Origin of the sequence: Nitrosomonas sp. Is35, from assembly GCF_033063295.1 — a bacterium.
In the GTDB taxonomy this organism is placed as follows: Bacteria; Pseudomonadota; Gammaproteobacteria; order Burkholderiales; family Nitrosomonadaceae; genus Nitrosomonas.
Genome location: NZ_JAWJZH010000001.1, coordinates 2,364,225 through 2,385,729, shown reverse-complemented (window position 1 = coordinate 2,385,729; position 21,505 = coordinate 2,364,225). Strand labels below are relative to the sequence as shown.

Below are 21,505 nucleotides of genomic sequence, written 5' to 3'. Positions count from 1 at the left end.
TATATTGGTAAGTATAAGCAAATGCTGTAGTATTTATGGAAATTCAGTAGCCCGCCTATGGCGGGCTTTTTATTACAGTAAGGTTTTTTAAAAAGATGTTGAGTCATTTTCCAAAACCAAATATTGATTATCCGCATCGGAATAGGGATTATTTTATTGCGGGCTTTACTTTCTTCTGTGTTGGAGTCAGTCTGGTGATTGACGGTAGCGCAAGTAAAGAAATGCAGAATTTACTGGGTGTGATCGCCTGGATTTTTCTGTTTGGGCTGCTGATCGGTGAGAATAAAGAAGTAAGAATGCAAGTTGTCGTTGCTGTGGCATTTGCAACGGCCGGAGAACACTTTGCATCGATTTATATGGAAGGCTATACCTATCGGTTTGGAAATGTGCCGCTTTATGTGCCGCCCGGTCATGGTATGGTTTATTTGACAGCGGTTGCCCTTTCACGCTCGAGATTTTTCCTGATCAATGCCAGGAAGTTAGCGGTTTTGGTAATCGCAGCCGGTGGCCTATGGTCGTTGTGGGGAATCAGCGGTATTCCTGAGCAAGGAGATCAGGTTGGTGCGTTTTTGTTTTGTATTTTTGTTATTTGTCTTTTCAAAGGCCGATCGCCGATGGTATATCTGGGTGCTTTTTTCATTTGCACTTGGCTCGAAATTGTGGGGACAGCAGCCGGTACATGGAAGTGGGCATCCATAGAGCCGGTTTTCAATTGGACACAAGGAAATCCGCCGAGCGGTGTTGCTGCCTGGTATTGTCTTGTGGATGCGGTAGCAATCGGTTTCGCACCAAAAATTCTAAACGGATTGCAAAAAATGAATAGCTGGTATAAAACATCATTTATTAAGTAACCTGCTGCCCCAAAAAAACTTTGAATGATTTGAATGGCAGCAATTAAGATCCGATATTCAACAAATTATCTGATTACTTGGAAGGAATTTCTGTGACTGTTGTGCGTTTACCTGATGGATCTGAGCGTATTTTTAATCAACCAGTAACGATATTAGACGTGGCTTCGTCCATTGGACCGGGTCTTGCGCGAGCGGCTATTGCTGGAAAAGTTAATGGAAAGCTGGTCGATGTTTATAGTCAGATTAAAGATGATAGTGAGCTCGCAATTATCACGGAGAAAGATGCCGAAGGATTGGAGATTATCCGGCACTCATGTGCGCATTTACTCGCGCACGCGGTAAAAGAACTATTTCCTGACGCACAGGTTACTATTGGTCCCGTGATTGCGGATGGATTTTATTATGATTTTTCCTATAAACGGCCATTTACACCGGAAGACTTGCAGGCTATTGAGAAACGCATGCTGGAAATCAGCAAGCGCGATTTAAAGATAGAACGGAAAGTTCTGGAACGCACGGATGCGATCAGTTTTTTCAAGAATCAAGGCGAGCACTACAAAGCGCAAATCATTGAATCGATACCGGGCAATGAAGATTTATCACTCTATTCCCAAGGTAATTTTACCGATTTGTGCCGAGGACCGCATGTTCCGGCCACATCAAAAATAAAAGTATTTAAGCTGATGAAAGTGGCCGGTGCGTACTGGCGTGGCGATTCCAATAATGAAATGCTGCAGCGCATTTATGGAACCGCGTGGACCAATAAGGATGATCAGAAGGAATATCTGCATTGCTTGGAAGAAGCGGAAAAGAGGGACCATCGCAAAATCGGCAAGCAGCTGGACTTGTTTCATACGCAAGATGAAGCGCCTGGCATGGTATTCTGGCATCCTAAAGGCTGGCTGTTGTGGCAGCAGATTGAACAGTACATGCGAAATATACTGAAGCAAAATGGCTATCAGGAAATTCGGACACCGCAAATTTTGGATAAGGATTTGTGGGTGCGTTCAGGACATTGGGAAAACTTTCGCGAGAATATGTTTACCACTCATGCGGACGAACGCGATTTTGCTATTAAGCCGATGAATTGTCCCGGCCATGTGCAAATATTCAATCAAGGCCTGCGGAGCTATCGAGAGCTTCCGGTACGATTGGCTGAATTCGGTTCTTGTCATCGCAATGAAGCATCAGGAGCGCTGCACGGTATCATGAGAGTGCGTTCGTTTACTCAAGACGATGCGCATATTTTTTGTACGGAAGATCAGATACAAGATGAAGTGGTGAGATTTATCGATCTGCTGAAAGGTGTTTATGCCGATTTTGGCTTTAAAGGATTGATGGTTAAACTTTCAACCCGGCCGCAGAAACGTGTCGGATCGGAAGTGCAGTGGGATAAATCGGAAGCAGCGCTGAAAGCGGCATTAACTGAAGCTAAGCTCGAATGGGAACTACAGCCTGGCGAAGGTGCATTTTATGGTCCGAAAATTGAGTTTTCGTTAAAAGATTGTATTGGGCGAGTTTGGCAATGCGGTACACTGCAACTGGATTTTTCCATGCCGGATCGTCTGGGCGCAGAATACGTCGCAGAAGATAATTCAAGACAGATACCTGTAATGTTGCATAGGGCCATACTCGGGTCTATGGAAAGATTTATCGGCATATTACTGGAGAATTACGCGGGTGCATTACCATTGTGGCTTTCACCCGAGCAAGTTGTCGTGCTCAATATCTCTCGTGCACAAACCGATTATGCCCAGGAAGTAGCTGCACAATTGGAGCGGCATGGCATTAGAGTCACCTTGGACTTGAGAAATGAGAAGATAACCTATAAAATCCGCGAGCATAGCTTGCAGAAGCTTCCCTATCAAATTATAGTCGGGGATGAAGAGGTGCGCACGAATACAGTAGCAGTGCGCAATCGCGCAGGTGATAATTTGGGTCAGATGACGCTAGAAACACTGCTTGTGCGTCTTGATGAAGAACTGTCTGCAAAAGTATAAATTTCTTTATAAATTACTCTTGGAGAATTTACCATAGCTCAGGAAAAATCAGTGCGCATCAATCAAGAAATCGATGTGCAAGAAGTTCGTTTGATTGGTGTAAATGCGGAGCAGATCGGTATTGTGACACTTGCTGAAGCAAATGCCTTGGCGGAAGAAGCGGGAGTCGATCTGGTTGAAATAGCGCCCACTGCGCAGCCGCCGGTGTGCCGCTTGATGGATTATGGTAAGTTTCGTTATCAAGAAAGTAAAAAGAAGCACGATGCGAAGATCAAGCAAAAGCAAGTTCAGATTAAAGAAATTAAATTCAGACCGAATACGGATGAAGGGGATTACAATATAAAACTTAGAAACTTAATCAACTTCTTGAACGAAGGAGATAAAGTTAAAGTGACATTGCGGTTCCGCGGACGTGAAATGGCGCATCAGGAATTCGGTATGCGTCTTCTGGAGCGTGTCAAAGGTGATCTAGAAGCGTTTGCAATAGTGGAGCAATTTCCTAAGATGGAAGGACGGCAAATGGTAATGGTGTTGTCTCCCAAAAAGAAAGATACCAAAGCCGATAAAGCAAAAGTATCAGCGGAAGATTCATCCGCAGTAGAGTAGTTGAGTGTCATCATAAGTGATCTCCAGGTTGGTAAAGTTTCTCAAACATGAGAGCACCTGGTTTCATATCAAAGAGGAGTATTTATGCCTAAAATGAAAACTAAAAGTGGAGCGGCAAAACGCTTCAAGTTTAGAGCGAGCGGGAGTGTCAAACGCTCACAAGCTTTTAAACGCCACATCTTGACTAAGAAAACAACCAAAAATAAGCGTCAACTGCGAGGTACTGCTGCTGTGCATGCCACGAATGAAGCATCGGTTCGCGCTATGATGCCGTACGCATAAAGGGAGAAGATAATGCCAAGAGTTAAACGTGGTGTAACCGCTCATGCGCGGCATAAGAAAATCTTAGACTTAGCCAAAGGTTATCGCGGACGTCGTAAGAATGTTTATCGTATAGCCAAACAAGCGGTCATGAAGGCTGGCCAGTATGCTTACCGGGACCGCCGTCAACGTAAAAGACAGTTCCGTGCATTATGGATTGCGCGTATCAATGCAGCTGCCCGTGAATGCGGTTTGTCATACAGCGTATTTATGAATGGTCTTAAGAAAGCAAGTATTGCAGTCGACCGGAAAGTTCTGGCTGATCTAGCTGTATTCGATAAAAGCGCTTTTGAGAAAATTGCAGCACAAGCAAAAGCGAGCCTTACTCCATAATTGGATGTAAACCGATAGATATTGGGAGGTCGGGTAAAACCTGAACCTCCCTTTTTCTTGTGAAGTGGAACGATAGGGTAGTTGTTATTTAATCTTAATGCGCTTGTTGACATGAAAAACCTGGAAGAAATTATCACTGAAGCAATAAGTCAGATGGATAACATCAAAGACCCTGCCGAGCTGGAAAATGTTAAAGCGCGTTATCTCGGTAAAAGCGGCGTGCTGACTGAGTTACTCAAAGGATTGGGTAAACTGCCTGCTGAAGAACGTCCCGCAATGGGAAGCCAGATCAATGAAGCAAAGAACCGGCTGGAAGCGACACTTAAATTACGCCGTCATGCAATTCAGGAAAAAGAGCTGGAAGCTAAATTAACCGAGGAAGCTCTGGATATTACCTTGCCAGGTAGAGGATGTGGAGTCAGCGGCTTGCATCCGGTAACAAAAACGTTGCAGAGGATTGAAACATTATTTCACTCGATCGGATTTGATGTGGTTTCGGGACCGGAAATAGAAACCGATTTCTATAACTTCACGGCACTTAATATCCCAGAGAATCATCCAGCACGGGCAATGCACGACACCTTCTACATCGATAATGGCAATTTGCTGCGCACACATACGTCGCCAGTACAGATCCATTATATGCAGAATAATAAACCGCCGATTAAGGTGATCGCGCCCGGACGTGTTTACCGGTGTGATTCCGATGTGACGCATACGCCCATGTTTCACCAGGTGGAAGGTTTATGGATCGATGAGAATGCCAATTTTTCCGCCTTGAAAGGTGTTCTGGCAAATTTCATGACGCAATTCTTTGAACGAGATGATTTACCCGTGCGCTTCCGTCCGTCTTTTTTTCCATTTACCGAGCCTTCGGCGGAAATGGACATAGGTTGCGTTATGTGCAACGGAAAGGGATGCCGTGTTTGTAGTCATACCGGCTGGCTGGAAGTGCTGGGATGCGGAATGGTTCATCCCAATGTACTAAAACATGTGGCCATTGATAGCGAGCAATATATTGGGTTCGCCTTTGGTATGGGAGTCGAGCGACTGACAATGCTCAGATACGGTGTAAATGATTTGCGGCTGTTTTTTGAAAATGATTTGCGCTTTCTCAAACAATTCAATTGAATCTGATTGATTTACTCATTATCGTTAATAACAACTGAATTTTATGAAATTTTCCGAGAATTGGCTACGCAGTTTTGTTAATCCACTGCTTTCCAGTGACGAGCTTGCGCATGCACTGACGATGGCCGGCATCGAAGTGGAGAGCATAGAACCAGTAGCGGCCACCTTTGATAAGGTTGTTGTGGCCGAGGTGCTGGCCGTCGAAAAGCACCCGGAAGCTGACCGGCTCAAAGTGTGTAAAGTCAGAACTGGAAAAGCCGAGGACGATGTATTGCAAATTGTGTGTGGTGCACCCAATGTGAGCACGGGTGTAAAAGTACCGTGCGCACTGATTGGCGCAACTTTGCCGGGTTTCACCATCAAAAAATCAAAGCTGCGCGGTATCGAGTCGGCCGGTATGTTATGTTCGGCTAAAGAATTAGGCATCAGCGATGCTGTGGATGGTTTGTTGTTGCTTCCCGGTGATGCGCCTGTAGGCATGGATTTCCGTGGTTATTATGAGCTTGATGACCATGTTTTTACGTTAAAGCTGACACCAAACAGGGCGGATTGTCTTGGCGTGCTGGGCGTGGCGCGTGAGGTTGCGGCAATAACATCGGCCGGACTCTCTGTGCTGGAGAGAAAACCTGTTCCGGGAGAAATAAACGATACGCTGGGTGTGCAGGTCACGGCTTCGGGCGCGTGTCCGCTTTACTGCGGCCGGATTATGCGGGATATCAATCTCAATGTGCCGACGCCATTGTGGCTGACCCAGCGTCTGGAACGCAGCGGGCTGCGGTTGATAAATCCCATCGTCGATATTACCAACTATGTATTGCTGGAAACCGGACAGCCCATGCATGCCTTCGATCTCGCCAAAATTAAGGGAGTTATTCAAGTCCGGTATGCTGGCCGGGATGAGAAAATGCAGTTACTGAATGGTAATCAGATTGACCTTGATTCCGGGATGTTGTTAATTGCCGATGAACAAAAGCCGCTGGCACTGGCTGGCATCATGGGCGGGTTGGATAGCGGAGTGACTCAGGGTACGACGGATATTTTTCTGGAAAGTGCTTTCTTTAGTCCGGATACGATCAGCGGTAAATCTTTTCAATTGGGATTCAGCTCGGATTCGGCTTATCGGTTTGAACGCGGAGTGGATTATGCAGCCACGAAAGATGTGCTGGAATATGCGACTCACCTGATACAAACGATTTGTGGCGGTAAGGCGGGGCCGGTGACTGAGGTCGAACATGAACTGCCGCAACGATCGTCTGTCCCCGTGCGTGTTGAGCGAATCAAACGAGTATTGGGTATCGATATCGGCAAGCAGCAAATCAATGATTATTTCAAGCGCTTACAATTTGAATTTTTAGTGAATGATGATGCCTTTAATGTGACACCGCCAAGTTATCGTTTCGATCTGGCAATTGAAGAGGATTTTATAGAGGAACTGGCGCGGATTTATGGTTATGACCGGATTCCGGTGCATTTCCCACATGGTGGAATGGCGATGCTTCCGGCATCCGAAACAAAATATGCCACAATCGATATAAAACGGTCGTTGACAGCACGAGATTATCAGGAAGTGATTAATTATGCTTTCGTCGATGCCGATTGGGAACTTGACTTGGTCAATAACAGTAAACCAATCGCATTACAGAATCCGATTGCGAGTCAAATGAGTGTCATGCGGAGTAGTTTGATAGGCGGCTTGATTTCCAATTTGCAGTTTAATTTGAACCGAAAGCAAGCCAGAGTGCGTTTATTCGAGATCGGCTGCTGTTTTATCAGGGATGATGAAAGCGACTGCAAACAAGTGGAAAAGCTTGCCGGATTGAGCTATGGCGATATGGCGCCGGAACAGTGGGGAATAACGGCGAGAGGTGTCGATTTTTATGATGTCAAAGCAGATGTAGAGGCTTTGTGTCAAGGCAAGGCTCTCTATTTTAGAAAGTTTTCTCATCCGGCATTGCATCCGGGGAAATCCGCGCAAATCTTGGTTGACGATCAGCCGGTTGGATGGCTGGGTGAATTGCATCCGCGCTGGCAGAAGAAATATGGATTACAGAGAAACACCATATTATTTGAGGTGGAATCAGGCAGTTTGATGTCTAAATCGCTACCAGCGGTTAAAGAAATTTCTAAGTTTCCACCTGTACGGCGCGATATTGCAATTATCGTCGATAATAACGCTAGTGTGCATTCCCTGCTCGATGCCATAAATGCGGGAAAATCGGCGATAGTGTCAGACGTTTCGTTATTCGATATTTATCGCGGCAAGGGGATGGACGACAGCAAAAAAAGTCTTGCATTCCGGGTGTTGTTACAAGATACTGAGAAAACACTGACCGATGAAGAGGCCGATTCTGCGGTGGCAAGCATAGTGGAAATATTGAAGAGTAAATTTTCCGCTGCATTGCGCAATTGATACGTTTCTATTACCTGTGTGTCGATATTTTATTCGGTATTGATTGTTATGGATCGATTCCGCAAAAACTGAATGTATGAGATAAGTTATTAATCTCTTTTTATCTAAAGTAAAAGTGTTACTGCTTGATGATTCTAATTTAGATGAATTATAGCTATAAAATTAATAACTAACTGGAGTGAAGTATGGCATTAACAAAAGCTGAATTAGCAGATTTATTGTTTGAAAATGTGGGACTTAATAAACGTGAGGCCAAGGATATGGTCGAGTCGTTTTATGAAGAAGTACGTACCGCTTTGCAAAATGGTGAGGGAGTAAAACTTTCTGGATTCGGTAATTTTCAATTACGAGCAAAACCTCAGCGTCCGGGAAGGAATCCAAAAACAGGGGAAGAAATTCCGATTACTGCCCGTCGTGTCGTCACATTTCATGCAAGCCAGAAGTTAAAATCTTTGGTTGAGAAAAATTATCATGGAAAACAAAAAAGTAAGTAATACACTACTGCCGATTCCTGCCAAACGATATTTTACTATCGGGGAAGTGGGTGTTCTTTGCGGTGTCAAACCGCATGTATTGCGCTATTGGGAACAAGAATTTGCGCAATTAAAGCCCGTAAAGCGCCGTGGTAATCGACGTTATTATCAGCATCAAGAAGTATTGCTCATACGGCGCATTAAAGAGTTACTGTATGATCAAGGATTTACAATCAGTGGCGCGCGTAACCGTTTGGAACATGCTGAAAGCGAATTGATTTCATTGGAAGATATTACTGCCGGTCCGCAGCCTTCAATGACGGATTTAAGTTATATCCGGCGTGAAATTCAGAGTATTGTGTCGCAATTGCGCTCATGAGTGATAGTAAGTGATGCTTTCTAAGTAAGAGTTTCTAAAGTTCACGTGTATTGTTTGCTATAATTGCCCGCTCGGGGCGTAGCGCAGCCTGGTAGCGTACTTGCATGGGGTGCAAGTGGTCGGAGGTTCAAATCCTCTCGCCCCGACCACTTGATTGGACTTCGACTTAAAAATATGACAGATGCTGAGTTTACTGTGCACGAATGTTCGTTTGATTATCTGGTGATTTTCATAACTTCATAAAAATGCGCATATTGCTCAGTAACGATGATGGATATTTTGCTCCCGGTCTTGCTTACCTTGCTGAATCACTCGCACAAATTGCAGAAATCATAGTCGTTGCACCCGAAAGAGATCGAAGCGGTTCCAGTAATTCTTTGACGCTGGATCGTCCATTAAGCCTGCGTAAATCCCATAGCGGTTTTTATTATGTCAATGGCACACCGACAGACTGTGTGCATTTGGCAGTCACCGGCATGCTCGACATTATGCCGGACATGATTGTTTCCGGAATCAACAAGGGCGCTAACATGGGTGACGATACGATTTATTCGGGTACTGTTGCTGCGGCCACAGAAGGTTTTTTGCTGGGAATTCCTTCATTGGCTGTATCCCTGGTCGATGCGTCCAGGGGGAACTACTCCGCCGCCGCACGTGTTGCGGTTGATATGGTGGAACGTTTCAAAAAAAATGAAATTCAGAGTCCCGTTTTGTTGAATATTAATGTGCCGGATATCGAATATCAGCAACTGCAAGGAATCGAAGTGACTCGCTTGGGGCGGCGGCACAAAGCGGAACCCGTCATCAAATCGCAAAATCCCCGTGGTGAAACCGTATATTGGGTGGGCGCGGCAGGTCCGGCGCAAGACGCTGGGAAAGGTACGGATTTTTATGCTGTGCAGCATCATCGGGTTTCGGTAACGCCGTTACAGATAGATCTCACCCGTTATGATCAGTTGGATCTGATAACAAGCTGGCTTAATAACTAGGCGCTTGTTATGTCGAGAGAGTTGAAATTTTATAGGTACTGATTGGTGAATGTTCGTCATTCTGGAATAGGTATGACCTCGCAGCGTACACGCATGCGCATGATTGAACGTTTGCGTGCACAAGGAATCGCGGATGAAGTGGTTTTGTCCGTGATGAGTACCATTCCTCGTCATATTTTTGTTGAAGAAGCCTTGGCAAGCCGGGCTTATGAAGATGTTGCCTTACCTATAAATTACGGACAAACGATATCCAGTCCTTGGATCGTGGCGCGCATGAGCGAGCTTTTACGTGCCAATGCAAGTTTAGGCAAGGTGCTGGAAATTGGTACCGGTTGTGGTTATCAGACTGCCGTGCTGGCACATATTGCGCAAAAGGTTTTTTCAATAGAACGGATTGGGCCGCTGCTGACACGCACTCGTATCCGGCTGCAAGAATTGCAAATCCGGAATATCTATTTAAAACATGCGGATGGTTTGCTTGGGCTTGCCGAAGCGGGACCTTTTGATGGTATTATCATGACGGCAGTGACGACGCACGTGCCGCTTTCTTTATTGGAACAATTGGAAGTCGGCGGCAGGATGGTTTTCCCGAAGGGAACCCAAAAGCAGCATTTATGCATTATTGAACGGAATTCGCAAGGTTTTGCCGAGACGGTATTGGAAGAAGTGAATTTTGTACCTTTACTGGCAGGAGTCATAAAACAATAGCGGCGCGAGGTATAAAATGGCAAATCATGCAACGATCAAACTGATCAACACTATTGATATCTGCAAGTATATGGTTACGATATTTTCTTTACCGAAGCGGTTAACGTTACCCATTAGCGATTTTTATTTGTTGTGCGGCGCCAGTCTTCTGTTGATTGGGTGTAGTACGACACAGCCTCCCGTCCAGGTAATCGATCGCGCAAAAAGCGATGCGGTGCAACCTGTAAAGCCGGTCGAATCGAACAATACGGATGGTCAAGTCTATACGGTGCAGAAAGGCGATACCCTATACGGAATCGCGCTTAATCATGGTGTGGATTTCAAGAAATTGACGGAATGGAATAATATTACCGATCCAAAGTCGATCAAACCGGGGCAAAAAATTTATTTATCGATGCCGGCAAAAAGCTCGCAACCGGCATTATTCGCGTTACCGCAGCAACCCGAAACGGTAACGCTTGAACCGGCGCAGAATCCGGTTGACCGAGTTACTCCGGTTCCGCCCGAAAGCAGTCCCGCAGTCAGTAGCGGCAAGGTAAAAACCAGTCCTAAAGCGCTTAAATTGCCTTTTTCAGAGCAGAATGTAGCACGATCACAATATCCGGCCAATAACCCTTCGCCTGCAATACCGCCTGCATCCGCAGTAGCGGAAAAAAATACCAAAATTGAAGTCGCTCCTCAACCTGAATCATCACTGTCCGATAAAGCGGCTAGTTCGGTTGCCGATTGGATCTGGCCGACAACAGGAAAATTATTATCATCTTTTTCCAAGAATTCCAAAGGGGTAAAGATATCCGGCCAAGCAGGGCAACCGGTTCTTGCTTCCGCGGCGGGTGAGGTGGTTTATAGCGGTCATGGCCTGCGCGGCTATGGAAATCTGATCATTATCAAGCACGACAATACATTTCTGAGCGCTTATGCGCACAACAGTAAATTGCTGGTCAAAGAAGGCGAAGCCGTGGTGAAAGGGCAGAAAATCGCGGAAATGGGCAATACCGATACGGATACGATCCAATTGCATTTTGAAATCCGTAAACATGGAAAACCGGTTGATCCATTACAATATTTACCTAATCAATCGTAATAGCCGGTAGTAAACTAGCTCGAGAAATAGCAAAAAAGCGCATAACTATAGAAGGTTATGCGCTTTTTTATGTCCGCTGCTTTTTTATTCAGCAACTGATTGCCGCAGGTGTTTCAACGCTTCGACAGTATGTTTGGTCGCTTCCTCCGCATGATCTTGTTTCGCATGCGCAATCGCTTCTTCTAAATGCTTGATCGACTCGGTTATGTGTTGATGTGCCTCAGCAGACTCTTTTTCGGCGGCTTTGGCATGGGTGAGGCTTTCTTGCGCGTGATCCAGCAATGCTTTGCTATGTCCGGCTTTGCCGTGAATTTGCGCATCCTCCGCGTGTTTTATCGCTTCCGTTGTATGTTGGCGCGCGTCCGCTGCTATGGCTTGTGAACTGAAGTAAAACAAGGCGCCGATCACAGTGATCGCTAAAGTTTGCTTGAGTTTCATGCTACTTCCCTCCGTGCTGGTTAAGAAAAGGTTACCAATGCTCAATAGTGATCTTTTTCGTACGGGTGGAATACTAAGGATTGATCAGGTTATTGAGTGTTTTATAATCGACCCATCCCCGCTCAAGGGTTACACCGCCCATGTGTGTGAATGGCTGGGATGGTTCGCCCAGATCGGACAGAATAGTCACCGCACCGCTAAAATCTTGTGAACGAGTATAACCGCTGACAGTAATGAGGGTGGAAAGATTTGCCGCACGTGCTGATTTCAAGCCGTTTTCCGAATCTTCTATGGCGATGCATTGCGGCGCGGTTAGTTTGAGTTGATCGAGCACCCAGTGGTAAATATCCGGCGCCGGTTTTTTCAACGGCACGATGTCGCCCGCGCCGATCACATCAAACCAGCCGATCGATTCTTCACCTAGCGTCGATTTAAGCAGCGCAGTGACATTTTCCATCGTCGTCGTGGTTGCGATCGCAAGCTTTACTTTTTCCCGGCGCAACTCGTGAATCAACCGGGCGACACCGGGACGTAACGGGATGTTGCCGGTTTCCATCAACGACTCAAAATGCTTGGTTTTGGTTTTGTGCAGACTGGCGATCCATTCGGTCAGATTGCTTTTGTCGAGCTCGGCGGGTGCATATCTTTCCATGAAATAGCGAATCCGCTCTTTGCCACCGGTAATTTGCAATAACTCACCATAAAGATCGATATCCCAATTCCAGTCGAGATGGAATTGTTTGAAGGCGGCATTGAAAGCCAAACGATGACCATCTTGTTCCGTGTCGGCAAGCGTGCCGTCAACATCAAATAGTACAGCTTGTAATTTATTATTTGTATTCATTGTATTAGTCTTGGTAAGTATTGAATCAGTGGTAGCTGGCACGTTGCAAACGATCCGTGATGGCTAACCATCCCGGATGATCTGGCGGCGCCTCAACGAGCAGATAATCAAATGCTGCCCGGTCAAACTGCCGTAATCTGGCATACAGTTGCTGACCATACGCGACAGGATCGGACGGCATGGCGAATTGTTCGATGGATTGACTCAAGGCGGGCCGTGACTGAGCGCTGTGGGACCAGGTTATGACCAGTATGCGCAAGTCTTGTTCCGCCAGAGCTACTGCGTGTTGCCATAGTTGCTCCGCAGGGTAAATTCGCAATGGCGTTACCGGCGCATAGTGCGCGGGCAAGGATCCGGAAGTGCGGATGGTTTGCTGGCCGTTGTGCGCCAGCAGAACCGGACCTTCCAGCACGGTTTCAAGCGCGGATAGCGCAATCCCTCCCGGCCTGAGTATTTGCGGTAAGTCATCGTGAAAACTAATGATGGTGCTTTCCAGACCGACTGCGCACGCACCGCCATCCAGGATCATATCGACTTCCGGGCCTAATTCTTGCTGTACGTGCGCGGCTGTGGTCGGACTGATGCGCCCGAACCGGTTGGCCGAAGGCGCGGCCAATGCTTTTTCCGGGCCCAATGCTTGCAGTAAAGCCAACGCGATGGGATGCGCCGGCATACGCAGCCCTACAGTATCTTGCCCCCCCGTTACGCAATCGGGTATGCGCCGGTTGCGCTGCAGGATGAATGTCAAAGGCCCGGGCCAGAAGTGCTGTGCCAGCTTCCACGCGGATTCCGGAATCGCTTGCGCCCAGTAATGCAAATGCGCAATAGCGCCGATATGGACAATCAGCGGGTGATCGGCGGGGCGTTGTTTTATCCGGTATATCTTGTGGATAGCGGAAGGATTGGTGGCATCGGCACCCAGACCGTAAACCGTTTCAGTTGGAAACGCAACCGTTCCGCCCGCGCATAATATTCCCGCTGCGGCAGTAATTTGCTGTTGTTGCTCCGCGGTCAAGCCGGACTGCGGTGTGGATAACGTTGGTTGCATTGTTGTAACTTTCGATTCTCGATTAAGGCAAACAATCATGCCATGATGCGGTGAAATGAATCACGGCGTATTGTCATGCCAGTCATATCCCAGTATGCCCTGCATCATCCGCACGATATGAAAGCTTAGCCAATTCACGATGTAGTTGCGCCATGAAAAGATACTTTTGCTGGCCGGCGTCACAGGGGTCGATTGCTGCGCAATGGCCGTCTTTAAACTGGCTCTTAAGGTCGCGGCAAATGCGTGATCTTCAATAACGACATTGGCCTCGCGCGCAAGCAGCAAGCTAAATGGATCAATATTGGAAGAGCCGACTGTGGCCCAATGCTGATCAATGACCGCTACTTTTGCGTGCAAATAACTGCGATTATATTCATAAATTTTAATTCCCGCTCCCAAGAGATTTTCGTACAGGGCTTGGGTGGCATGATGCTGCAAGCGGTATTCGATTTTACCTTGCAGCAAAAGTTCGACGTGCACACCGCGCCGTGCAGCATTTTTCAGCGCGTTGCTGAATTTTCTTCCCGGCAGAAAATAGGCGCTGGCAATAATAATTTCGCTATGCGCCTGATCAATGGCATCCAAGTAAGCGTGCTCGATATCGTGACGATGCCGCCAATTGTCGCGTATCAGCAATGCGGCTCTTTGATTTCCGCATGATTCACCGGATGGATTAATCGCGGCAGGATGGCCCCAGCGCTTCTTAAAATGCGCCCAGGCGACGATCAGCCATAAATGCCGCACAGCTTTATGGACTTGCACCAGTAACGGGCCACGGATAATGACGGCATAATCGAAGCGCGGGGTCAGATTTTCCGGGTTATGTTCGTCGTCGATGATATTGATTCCGCCGATGAAAGCGATTTGCGCATCAATGATGGCTAATTTGCGGTGCATGCGACGCAACCGGTAGCGGCGCGGCTTTGAAAAAATAAATTCCGGCCGGAATATAAGCACTTTGATGCCCGCTTGCAGCATCCGCTGTATTTCTTCCCGGGGGAAATCCTGCGAGCCGAAGCCATCGAGCAGCAGAAACACGGCTACACCACGCTGAGCCGCACGTTTTAAAGCATCGGCGATTTTTCTACCAATTGCATCGTATTCAAAAATATACGTTTCCAGGTGAATTTCAGTGTGCGCTTTGTCGATTGCAGCTTCTAATTCCGGGAAATACTCCGCGCCATTGTGCAGTAAAGTGACGTGATTGTTCTCAACAAAGTGAAAATTTCTCATGGAGAAAACAAGCGCTGTGCCGGTGCGATAGGCATTAATACGCGGTCAATCAGCCGGTGGAAATGTTCCGGCATGTTGCAACAAACGGTCGGCGGATTTCCAGACACGGATTGATGCGACGCGGTTACGAGATGCTCAGCATTCTATCCAACGCCACTTTTGCCAGTTTGGCCTCATGTTCAGGCACTTTGATCTGATTGACCACATTGCCGTTAACCAGATTTTCCAGCGCCCAGGCCAGATGCTGGGGGTCGATCCGCGCCATGGTCGAACACATACATACCATCGGCGACATGAATTGAACAATTTTATCTTGAGATTTGAATTCCTCGGCGATCCGGCTGACCAGATTCAATTCCGTGCCAACCAGCCAGCGTGTGCCGCTTTTTGCGGCTGCGATGGTTCTGATGATGTATTCCGTCGAACCGACATAGTCCGATGCCTTGCACACTTCAAAGCTGCATTCCGGATGCGAGATCACAATGCCATCGGGATGTTGATTGCGGAAACGGATAATATGCTGCGGCTGAAACATTTGATGCACCGAACAATGGCCTTTCCACAACAGAATTTTGGCTTTCTTAATTTGTTCGGGCGTCAATCCGCCCATCGGTTCGTCAAAATTCCATACCACCATTTCATCCAGCGGAATACCTAATTGATTTCCGCTCCAGCGGCCCAGATGCTGGTCAGGGAAAAACAGCACTTTTTCGCGTTGTTTGAACGACCATTGCAGAACTTTACCGGCATTGCTGGAGGTGCAGACGATACCTTCGTGTTCCCCGCAGAACGCTTTCAGGTCGGCGGCGGAATTGATGTAGGTCACGGGAGTGATCACTTCATCGGGATTTAGTATTTCCGCAAGCTCACGCCAGGCGCGTTCGACATTGGCGAGATTGGCCATGTCGGCCATGGAGCAGCCGGCCGCCATGTCGGGCAGAATAGCGATTTGTTCGGAACTGGAAAGCATGTCCGCGACTTCCGCCATGAAGTGCACACCACAGAATACCAGATAATCCGCATCTGTTTGCGCGGCCAGATGGGAAAGCTTTAAGGAATCACCGGTCAAGTCTGCGTGCCGGTATACATCGGCGCGTTGATAATGATGAGCCAGAATGACGGCACGCTTTCCCAACGCTTTTTTGGCGCTGACGATGCGTTGCGCGCATATTTCATCCTGCAGTTGATCATACTGTTCAAATTCAAAGGCTTCTTGATGCATCGCGATCCTATTCTTCCCAATTTGTTGATTGAATGATGCACATTACTCTACTTTAAGATATAGATTCAAGCTGAAATTTAAAGGGCCGCAGTGAGAATCGATTCATAAAATGAGAATTAGTGTTCTGTTATAATTCATAAAAGTGGAAATTTTAATCGGCAGTGTTGGTCCGATTCCAAATTGCCGCAGTTAAAGAAACGAATAAAATTTCCAGATGAGCGCTCGCCTACATATCAGATCTCCTTTGATTCTCATAGTCTTGTTGATCTTTTTGACCTTCTGGCTGGATCGTCTGACCCGGCCGCCGGAACAAGTGAAGGATGAGGATTTGTATCGCAATCCGGATTATATTGCGGAGAATTTATCCGGCATCCGGATAGAATACGAGCATGCGATTCAGCGTAAATTCACCGCGCAAAAATTATTTCATTACCTTGATGATAAAGTTACCGAATTGGAGCATGTCAATTTTATCAACATCGAACCGGAGAAACCGTTGATGCGTTTGTTTGCGGATCGGGCGGTCATAATCAGTAAAGGTAAGGATATTTATTTAACCGGAGATGTGACGGCTATCCGAGGAACGGATGATGATAAAAGCAAGATTACTTTAGCGACTAATTTCTTGCATCTTATTCCGGACGAAAGCTTGATTAAGTCAGACCAGGACGTAACCATTTCAAGATTTAAGACCACGGTCAATGCGAACGGATTGGAGTTCAACAACCGTACCGGGATGATACAGCTCCTGTCCAATGTAAAAGCTGTTAATAAAAAGTAATTGAATAAAATATGAAGATACTGTTCGTTGTTGGTTTTGCTAGTTTATTTTTTATCCAACCGGCTATGGCTGAGCGCGCCGATCGTGAGAAGCCGATGCATCTGGAAGCGGATCACGCTACGGTGGAGGATGTGAATCGTAAGGAAGGCATCCGGATTAGCACATTCACGGGGAACGTCGTACTGACGCAAGGAACGCTGCGCATACTGGCCAATAAAGTGGTGATGAAGGAGGATCCGCAAGGATTCCGGCATGCTACCGCAACGGGGGACTTGGTGAGTTTCCGGCAGAAACGCGATCGCATGAATGAATACGTCGAGGGATGGAGCGAACGGGCGGAATACGATAGTAAAGCGGACAAAATCGAATTGTTCCGGCAAGCGCGGCTGAAGCGAGGCTCCGATGAAGTGCAGGGCGACTATATTTCCTATGATATGACCACCGAGTTTTTCAAGGTTGTCGGCAGCAAGGAGCGCGGTGTTGAAAGCGGCCCCGATAAGCGGGTGCGTATCACCATCCAGCCTAAAAATAAACCCGAAGAATAAGTCACCGGTCAACGAGTGGAATGAATCTCATAAAATGAGTGAGTTAAGAGCGAGTAATTTAAAAAAACGCTATAAATCACGCACGGTTGTGCAGGATGTGTCTTTTTCACTGGGCAGCGGTGAGGTGATTGGTTTGCTGGGGCCCAATGGCGCCGGTAAAACGACCTGTTTTTATATGATTGTCGGCTTGGTGCCGCTGGATGGCGGCGGAATTTATCTGAACGATCAGGATTTAGGTCAGATGGCGATTCACCAGCGCGCAAAACTCGGATTAAGTTACCTGCCGCAAGAAGCCTCCATTTTCCGGCGTTTGACCGTTGAAGAAAATATTCTCGCGATCCTGGAATTGCAGCCTTTCGATGAAGACACGAAACAGCGGTATTTAGATGACTTATTACACGATTTACACATCAGTCATTTGCGCGATAATGCCGCAATCAGTCTGTCCGGAGGTGAACGCCGCCGTGTTGAAATAGCGCGTGCATTGGCGTCCCAGCCGCGGTTTATTCTGTTGGATGAACCGTTTGCCGGCGTGGATCCGATTGCTGTCATCGATATTCAGAAGGTGATTTCCTTTCTAAAGGAAAGGGGGATCGGTGTTCTCATTACTGATCATAATGTGCGCGAGACTTTAGGTATTTGTGACAGGGCTTATATCATCAGCGAAGGCCACGTGCTGGCCCAAGGTAAACCTGAAGAGATCATCAATAATGAAAAAGTTAGAGAAGTCTATTTGGGGGAACACTTCCGGCTATAGCGTTCCGGGCGGACTGCAACTGAATCGATTGGCGATTATTGTTTTTTCAGGATTATGAAGCAGACACTCCAATTAAAAGTATCGCAGCAACTCAGACTGACTCCCCAATTGCAGCAATCTATCCGGTTGTTGCAATTATCCACCGTTGAACTGAATCAAGAAATTGAGAGAATGGTGCAAGAGAATCCATTGCTGGAATTGGGGGAGGAGTGGAGCGCCCCGCCAGCGGTTGTCTCATCCGAACACCCGGAAACCGCTTCCGAATCAGCAGATTCTGACGCTATTGCAGCAGAAGCGGAATCAACCGAAGTTAAAGCGGAGCGCGAAGAGGATTTTGAGCACGATCCGGAATGGCAGCAAGACAATATTGTCTCTTATGGTACTCCTGAAGATGATGATCTGGATGGACCGCAGATACCTGATAAGCCTTTAAGTTTGCGGGAGCACTTGAATTTTCAAACCTGCTTGAGTCAGATTTCCGAGCGTGAAAAAATAATTATCGGCTTGCTGATCGACAGTCTGGACGATGATGGCTATCTGTTACAAGATTTAAACGAGTTGATGACTCTGCTGCCCGAGGAGCTAAACATCGGTGCCGATGATTTGCAAAGTGCGTTGCAACGCTTGCAGCATTTTGATCCTGCGGGCGTGGGGGCGCGCAATTTGCAGGAGTGCTTGCTATTGCAGCTACAGGCGATGCCAAGTAATGCTGGTCACCGTGACCAAGCGATCAAGGTAGTGCGGGATTATCTGGAAATTCTGGCTTCTCATGATTTCGGTCAAATAAAAAAGCTGTTGGCGTGTGATGATGAGAGCCTTCGTGCTGTCAACAAACTGATTACCAGTTTGAACCCTAAGCCGGGTGCGCAATTTGGTTCTCATAGCGAACGCTACATTGTGCCCGATATTACGGTGACGAAAAGAGGCGGTGTATGGGTTGCACATCTTAATGCGAATGCGATTCCGCGCCTCAATATAAACCATCTCTATGCTAACATACTCAAACAGGAGCATCATTCCGCGCGTCAATTAGTCAGTCAGCTGAATGAGGCCAAATGGTTAATAAAAAATATACAGCAACGCTTCAATACCATTCTGAAAGTAGCCAATGCCATCGTGGAGCGGCAGCAGCAATTTTTTGAACACGGTGCAATTGCGATGCGCCCGCTGGTGCTGCGCGAGATTGCGGAAACTTTGGATCTGCATGAATCCACAGTATCACGGGTAACGACACAAAAATTTATGTATACTCCGCGAGGTATTTTTGAGCTCAAATATTTTTTTGGCAGCCATGTTGCCACAGATTCAGGCGGCGCTTGTTCAGCCACGGCAATTCGTGCGTTGATCAAACAATTGGTACAGGAAGAAAATCCAAGGAAGCCGCTGAGCGATAATAAAATTTCAAGTATTCTTGAGCAACAGGGTATTGTTGTTGCGCGTCGAACCATTGCGAAGTACCGGGAATCGCTACAGATTCCCGCGGCAAATCTTCGCAAGTCCATTTAATCAAATTAGAGGAAGGATATGAACCTTAAACTTACCGGTAACCATGTAGAGATTACTGATGCCATGCGTGATTATGTCACTTCAAAAATCAGTAAAATTAAACGCCATTTTGATCATGTCATTGATGTCAGCGTCATTCTCTCGGTTGAAAAGCTTAAGCAAAAGGCTGAAGCTAATGTTCATATACGCGGTAAAGATATTTTTGTCGAGACCGACAGCGAAGACATGTACGCATCGATTGATAGCCTGGTTGACAAGCTGGACCGGCAAATCCTCAAACACAAGGAAAAGAATCTTGAACGGCGCAATCACGGCGCACTGAAAGATCAGGATCTTGAACAATAAGATGTTGCGGCATCATGCGGTTTCAGCATGACCCGCGGTATTATCATTTAGAAGAAAGTATTCCATTTTCCATGAATCAAATTTCGCAATTGCTGCCATTGACCAATTTCATTGTCGATCTTGATGTCAGCAGCAAAAAACGTGTTTTTGAACAAGCTGGATTGTTATTTGAAAATACGAATCAAATTGCGCGCAGCCAGGTTTTCGACAGCCTGTTTGCGCGTGAAAAACTCGGCTCAACCGGATTAGGGCAAGGTGTCGCCATCCCGCATGGCCGGATCAAGGGATTGCGCGAAGCGATCGCTGCGCTGGTGACCATGAAGGAAGCGATACCGTTTGACGCGCCGGATGGTCAACCGGTCAATATTGCCTGTATTTTGCTGGTTCCGGAAAAAGCCACTGACAAGCATTTGCAGATTCTAAGCGAGCTGGCGCAAATGTTCAGCGATAAGCAGTTTCGTGAAAGTATCCTGAAATGCAAGGATGCCGCCGGAATCCATAAGCTCATTACCGACTGGGAACCCAATGTCGCGAATTAGTATTGCACAGCTTTTCGAGGATAAAAAAGACAAACTCAAACTGACCTGGATCACCGGTCAAGCAGGCGCTGCGATTGAGCTCAGCGATGAGGAAATCGCGCAATCGGGGCAGGGTATGATCGGTCATTTGAATTTCATTCATCCCGATTGGATTCAAGTCATCAGTAGCGATGAAATTCATTATCTTAACAAGCTGGAAGCCGCCTCGCTGGAGAAAAAGATCAATCAGCTCACGCAGATTAATCTGGCCTGCATCATCGTCGCGGATAATGCCGAAGTGCCGCCGCCGATCTATAATATGGCGAGCGCAAACAATATTCCGTTGCTGCATTCGCCTTATCCCGGCCTGGAAGTGATCTGGCTGATCCGCACCTATCTGAGCACCGCGCTGGCGCCATCGTGCAGTCTACATGGCGTGCTTCTGGATGTGCTTGGCATGGGCGTGATGATCACCGGCGAAAGCGGGGTCGGTAAAAGCGAATTGGCGCTGGAATTGATCAGCCGCGGCCATGGCTTGGTTGCGGATGATGTAGTGGAATTACGCCGTATTGCACCGGAAACATTGGAAGGCCGCTGTCCGCCGATGCTGCGGGATTATCTGGAGGTGCGCGGTCTGGGCATGCTGAACATCCGCACCATTTTCGGCGAAACGGCGGTGCGGCGCCGCAAAAACATGAAATTGATCGTGCATTTGCAAAATAGCGGCGGATCAAGCTCAGGTCAGTTGGAGCGCTTGCCGATCAGTGATCTCACCGAAAACATTATGAGTGTCGATATCCGCAAGGTTGTCATTCCCGTCGCGGCTGGCCGTAATCTGGCCGTTCTGGTGGAAGCGGCAGTACGGAATTATGTATTGCAATTGCGCGGCATCGATGGCACGAAGGAATTCATTGAACGCCACGAACGTGAGATGAATAACGAATTAGCCGATAAGAATTAATTCCGGCGCGGATTAATTCTTA

At 47.1% G+C, this 21,505-nt stretch carries 24 protein-coding genes and 1 tRNA gene; 20 read left to right on the top strand and 5 right to left on the bottom strand.

Features of this window, described 5'->3' with window-relative positions; all coding sequences use genetic code 11:
- The first annotated feature begins 95 nt into the window (after positions 1-95).
- The 13 genes from R2083_RS11350 (at position 96) to R2083_RS11290 (ending at position 11,285) form a co-directional block, all read left to right on the top strand.
- A complete protein-coding gene (locus tag R2083_RS11350; protein WP_317538504.1) occupies positions 96-851 on the top strand; it encodes a hypothetical protein in 756 nt (251 codons plus the stop codon).
- Positions 852-943: 92 nt separating this feature from the next.
- On the top strand, positions 944-2,851 hold the full coding sequence (gene thrS / locus R2083_RS11345) for a threonine--tRNA ligase (RefSeq protein ID WP_317538503.1): 1,908 nt from the start codon (positions 944-946) through the stop codon (positions 2,849-2,851).
- A 51-nt stretch (positions 2,852-2,902) separates the two neighbouring features.
- Positions 2,903-3,457: a translation initiation factor IF-3 gene (infC, locus tag R2083_RS11340; protein WP_317531359.1), complete on the top strand. Its 555-nt coding sequence runs from the start codon at positions 2,903-2,905 to the stop codon at positions 3,455-3,457.
- A gap of 84 nt (positions 3,458-3,541) precedes the next feature.
- Positions 3,542-3,739, top strand: a complete 198-nt coding sequence (gene rpmI / locus R2083_RS11335) for a 50S ribosomal protein L35 (RefSeq protein WP_090321993.1) — start codon at positions 3,542-3,544, stop codon at positions 3,737-3,739.
- Positions 3,740-3,751: 12 nt separating this feature from the next.
- A complete protein-coding gene (rplT, locus tag R2083_RS11330) occupies positions 3,752-4,111 on the top strand; it encodes a 50S ribosomal protein L20 (protein WP_108698729.1) in 360 nt (119 codons plus the stop codon).
- Between the two features lie 111 nt (positions 4,112-4,222).
- On the top strand, positions 4,223-5,242 hold the full coding sequence (pheS, locus tag R2083_RS11325; protein ID WP_317538502.1) for a phenylalanine--tRNA ligase subunit alpha: 1,020 nt from the start codon (positions 4,223-4,225) through the stop codon (positions 5,240-5,242).
- A gap of 43 nt (positions 5,243-5,285) precedes the next feature.
- Positions 5,286-7,652, top strand: coding sequence for a phenylalanine--tRNA ligase subunit beta (gene pheT, locus R2083_RS11320; RefSeq protein WP_317538501.1), 2,367 nt, complete (start codon positions 5,286-5,288; stop codon positions 7,650-7,652).
- A gap of 185 nt (positions 7,653-7,837) precedes the next feature.
- Positions 7,838-8,146, top strand: coding sequence for an integration host factor subunit alpha (locus tag R2083_RS11315; protein WP_317531356.1), 309 nt, complete (start codon positions 7,838-7,840; stop codon positions 8,144-8,146).
- The gene (locus tag R2083_RS11310) at positions 8,124-8,504 is read left to right on the top strand and encodes a MerR family transcriptional regulator (protein WP_317538500.1); all 381 of its coding nucleotides are present in this window, start codon (positions 8,124-8,126) and stop codon (positions 8,502-8,504) included. Before R2083_RS11315 ends, R2083_RS11310 begins: the two co-directional genes overlap by 23 nt.
- A 72-nt stretch (positions 8,505-8,576) precedes the next feature.
- Positions 8,577-8,653, top strand: a tRNA-Pro gene (locus R2083_RS11305).
- A gap of 96 nt (positions 8,654-8,749) precedes the next feature.
- The gene (gene surE, locus R2083_RS11300) at positions 8,750-9,493 is read left to right on the top strand and encodes a 5'/3'-nucleotidase SurE (RefSeq protein ID WP_317531354.1); all 744 of its coding nucleotides are present in this window, start codon (positions 8,750-8,752) and stop codon (positions 9,491-9,493) included.
- A 45-nt stretch (positions 9,494-9,538) separates the two neighbouring features.
- On the top strand, positions 9,539-10,201 hold the full coding sequence (locus tag R2083_RS11295) for a protein-L-isoaspartate(D-aspartate) O-methyltransferase (RefSeq protein ID WP_317531353.1): 663 nt from the start codon (positions 9,539-9,541) through the stop codon (positions 10,199-10,201).
- Between the two features lie 16 nt (positions 10,202-10,217).
- Positions 10,218-11,285: a peptidoglycan DD-metalloendopeptidase family protein gene (locus R2083_RS11290; protein WP_317538499.1), complete on the top strand. Its 1,068-nt coding sequence runs from the start codon at positions 10,218-10,220 to the stop codon at positions 11,283-11,285.
- A gap of 84 nt (positions 11,286-11,369) precedes the next feature.
- On the opposite strand, the gene smbP is transcribed toward R2083_RS11290, so the two are convergent.
- The 5 genes from smbP to nadA form a co-directional block, all read right to left on the bottom strand.
- Complete coding sequence (smbP, locus tag R2083_RS11285) at positions 11,370-11,723, bottom strand: small metal-binding protein SmbP (protein WP_317538498.1); 354 nt, start codon at positions 11,721-11,723, stop codon at positions 11,370-11,372.
- Between the two features lie 73 nt (positions 11,724-11,796).
- On the bottom strand, positions 11,797-12,567 hold the full coding sequence (locus tag R2083_RS11280; RefSeq protein WP_317538497.1) for an HAD family hydrolase: 771 nt from the start codon (positions 12,565-12,567) through the stop codon (positions 11,797-11,799).
- Between the two features lie 25 nt (positions 12,568-12,592).
- The gene (locus R2083_RS11275) at positions 12,593-13,615 is read right to left on the bottom strand and encodes an L-threonylcarbamoyladenylate synthase (protein WP_317538496.1); all 1,023 of its coding nucleotides are present in this window, start codon (positions 13,613-13,615) and stop codon (positions 12,593-12,595) included.
- A 60-nt stretch (positions 13,616-13,675) separates the two neighbouring features.
- Positions 13,676-14,848, bottom strand: coding sequence for a cardiolipin synthase ClsB (gene clsB, locus R2083_RS11270; RefSeq protein ID WP_317538495.1), 1,173 nt, complete (start codon positions 14,846-14,848; stop codon positions 13,676-13,678).
- Between the two features lie 124 nt (positions 14,849-14,972).
- Entirely contained in the window at positions 14,973-16,070 is a 1,098-nt protein-coding gene (gene nadA, locus R2083_RS11265; RefSeq protein WP_317538494.1) for a quinolinate synthase NadA, read from the bottom strand.
- Between the two features lie 244 nt (positions 16,071-16,314).
- On the opposite strand from nadA, the gene lptC reads away from it, so the two are divergent.
- From lptC to hprK, 7 genes are all read left to right on the top strand, one after another.
- On the top strand, positions 16,315-16,851 hold the full coding sequence (gene lptC, locus R2083_RS11260) for an LPS export ABC transporter periplasmic protein LptC (RefSeq protein WP_317538493.1): 537 nt from the start codon (positions 16,315-16,317) through the stop codon (positions 16,849-16,851).
- Between the two features lie 11 nt (positions 16,852-16,862).
- On the top strand, positions 16,863-17,396 hold the full coding sequence (lptA, locus tag R2083_RS11255; protein WP_317538492.1) for a lipopolysaccharide transport periplasmic protein LptA: 534 nt from the start codon (positions 16,863-16,865) through the stop codon (positions 17,394-17,396).
- A 34-nt stretch (positions 17,397-17,430) separates the two neighbouring features.
- Entirely contained in the window at positions 17,431-18,153 is a 723-nt protein-coding gene (gene lptB, locus R2083_RS11250) for an LPS export ABC transporter ATP-binding protein (protein ID WP_108698715.1), read from the top strand.
- A gap of 54 nt (positions 18,154-18,207) precedes the next feature.
- A complete protein-coding gene (locus R2083_RS11245) occupies positions 18,208-19,659 on the top strand; it encodes an RNA polymerase factor sigma-54 (RefSeq protein ID WP_317538491.1) in 1,452 nt (483 codons plus the stop codon).
- Between the two features lie 18 nt (positions 19,660-19,677).
- The gene (gene hpf / locus R2083_RS11240; protein WP_317531342.1) at positions 19,678-20,004 is read left to right on the top strand and encodes a ribosome hibernation-promoting factor, HPF/YfiA family; all 327 of its coding nucleotides are present in this window, start codon (positions 19,678-19,680) and stop codon (positions 20,002-20,004) included.
- A 71-nt stretch (positions 20,005-20,075) separates the two neighbouring features.
- Complete coding sequence (locus R2083_RS11235; protein WP_317538490.1) at positions 20,076-20,543, top strand: PTS sugar transporter subunit IIA; 468 nt, start codon at positions 20,076-20,078, stop codon at positions 20,541-20,543.
- Positions 20,530-21,483, top strand: coding sequence for an HPr(Ser) kinase/phosphatase (gene hprK, locus R2083_RS11230; protein WP_132428131.1), 954 nt, complete (start codon positions 20,530-20,532; stop codon positions 21,481-21,483). The genes R2083_RS11235 and hprK overlap by 14 nt, the downstream gene beginning before the upstream one ends.
- Positions 21,484-21,505: the final 22 nt, after the last annotated feature.

Excerpts from the sequence above, each read along its gene's own strand:
- hpf (WP_317531342.1), top strand. The coding sequence starts at position 19,678 with ATGAACCTTAAACTTACCGGTAACCATGTAGAGATTACTGATGCCATG.
- nadA (WP_317538494.1), bottom strand. The coding sequence starts at position 16,070 with ATGCATCAAGAAGCCTTTGAATTTGAACAGTATGATCAACTGCAGGAT.
- lptB (WP_108698715.1), top strand. The coding sequence starts at position 17,431 with ATGAGTGAGTTAAGAGCGAGTAATTTAAAAAAACGCTATAAATCACGC.
- R2083_RS11245 (WP_317538491.1), top strand. The coding sequence starts at position 18,208 with ATGAAGCAGACACTCCAATTAAAAGTATCGCAGCAACTCAGACTGACT.
- surE (WP_317531354.1), top strand. The coding sequence starts at position 8,750 with ATGCGCATATTGCTCAGTAACGATGATGGATATTTTGCTCCCGGTCTT.
- R2083_RS11315 (WP_317531356.1), top strand. The coding sequence starts at position 7,838 with ATGGCATTAACAAAAGCTGAATTAGCAGATTTATTGTTTGAAAATGTG.
- pheS (WP_317538502.1), top strand. The coding sequence starts at position 4,223 with ATGAAAAACCTGGAAGAAATTATCACTGAAGCAATAAGTCAGATGGAT.
- hprK (WP_132428131.1), top strand. The coding sequence starts at position 20,530 with ATGTCGCGAATTAGTATTGCACAGCTTTTCGAGGATAAAAAAGACAAA.
- R2083_RS11235 (WP_317538490.1), top strand. The coding sequence starts at position 20,076 with ATGAATCAAATTTCGCAATTGCTGCCATTGACCAATTTCATTGTCGAT.
- lptA (WP_317538492.1), top strand. The coding sequence starts at position 16,863 with ATGAAGATACTGTTCGTTGTTGGTTTTGCTAGTTTATTTTTTATCCAA.
- rpmI (WP_090321993.1), top strand. The coding sequence starts at position 3,542 with ATGCCTAAAATGAAAACTAAAAGTGGAGCGGCAAAACGCTTCAAGTTT.
- pheT (WP_317538501.1), top strand. The coding sequence starts at position 5,286 with ATGAAATTTTCCGAGAATTGGCTACGCAGTTTTGTTAATCCACTGCTT.
- R2083_RS11290 (WP_317538499.1), top strand. The coding sequence starts at position 10,218 with ATGGCAAATCATGCAACGATCAAACTGATCAACACTATTGATATCTGC.
- smbP (WP_317538498.1), bottom strand. The coding sequence starts at position 11,723 with ATGAAACTCAAGCAAACTTTAGCGATCACTGTGATCGGCGCCTTGTTT.
- R2083_RS11350 (WP_317538504.1), top strand. The coding sequence starts at position 96 with ATGTTGAGTCATTTTCCAAAACCAAATATTGATTATCCGCATCGGAAT.
- R2083_RS11310 (WP_317538500.1), top strand. The coding sequence starts at position 8,124 with ATGGAAAACAAAAAAGTAAGTAATACACTACTGCCGATTCCTGCCAAA.
- R2083_RS11280 (WP_317538497.1), bottom strand. The coding sequence starts at position 12,567 with ATGAATACAAATAATAAATTACAAGCTGTACTATTTGATGTTGACGGC.
- R2083_RS11275 (WP_317538496.1), bottom strand. The coding sequence starts at position 13,615 with ATGCAACCAACGTTATCCACACCGCAGTCCGGCTTGACCGCGGAGCAA.
- rplT (WP_108698729.1), top strand. The coding sequence starts at position 3,752 with ATGCCAAGAGTTAAACGTGGTGTAACCGCTCATGCGCGGCATAAGAAA.
- clsB (WP_317538495.1), bottom strand. The coding sequence starts at position 14,848 with ATGAGAAATTTTCACTTTGTTGAGAACAATCACGTCACTTTACTGCAC.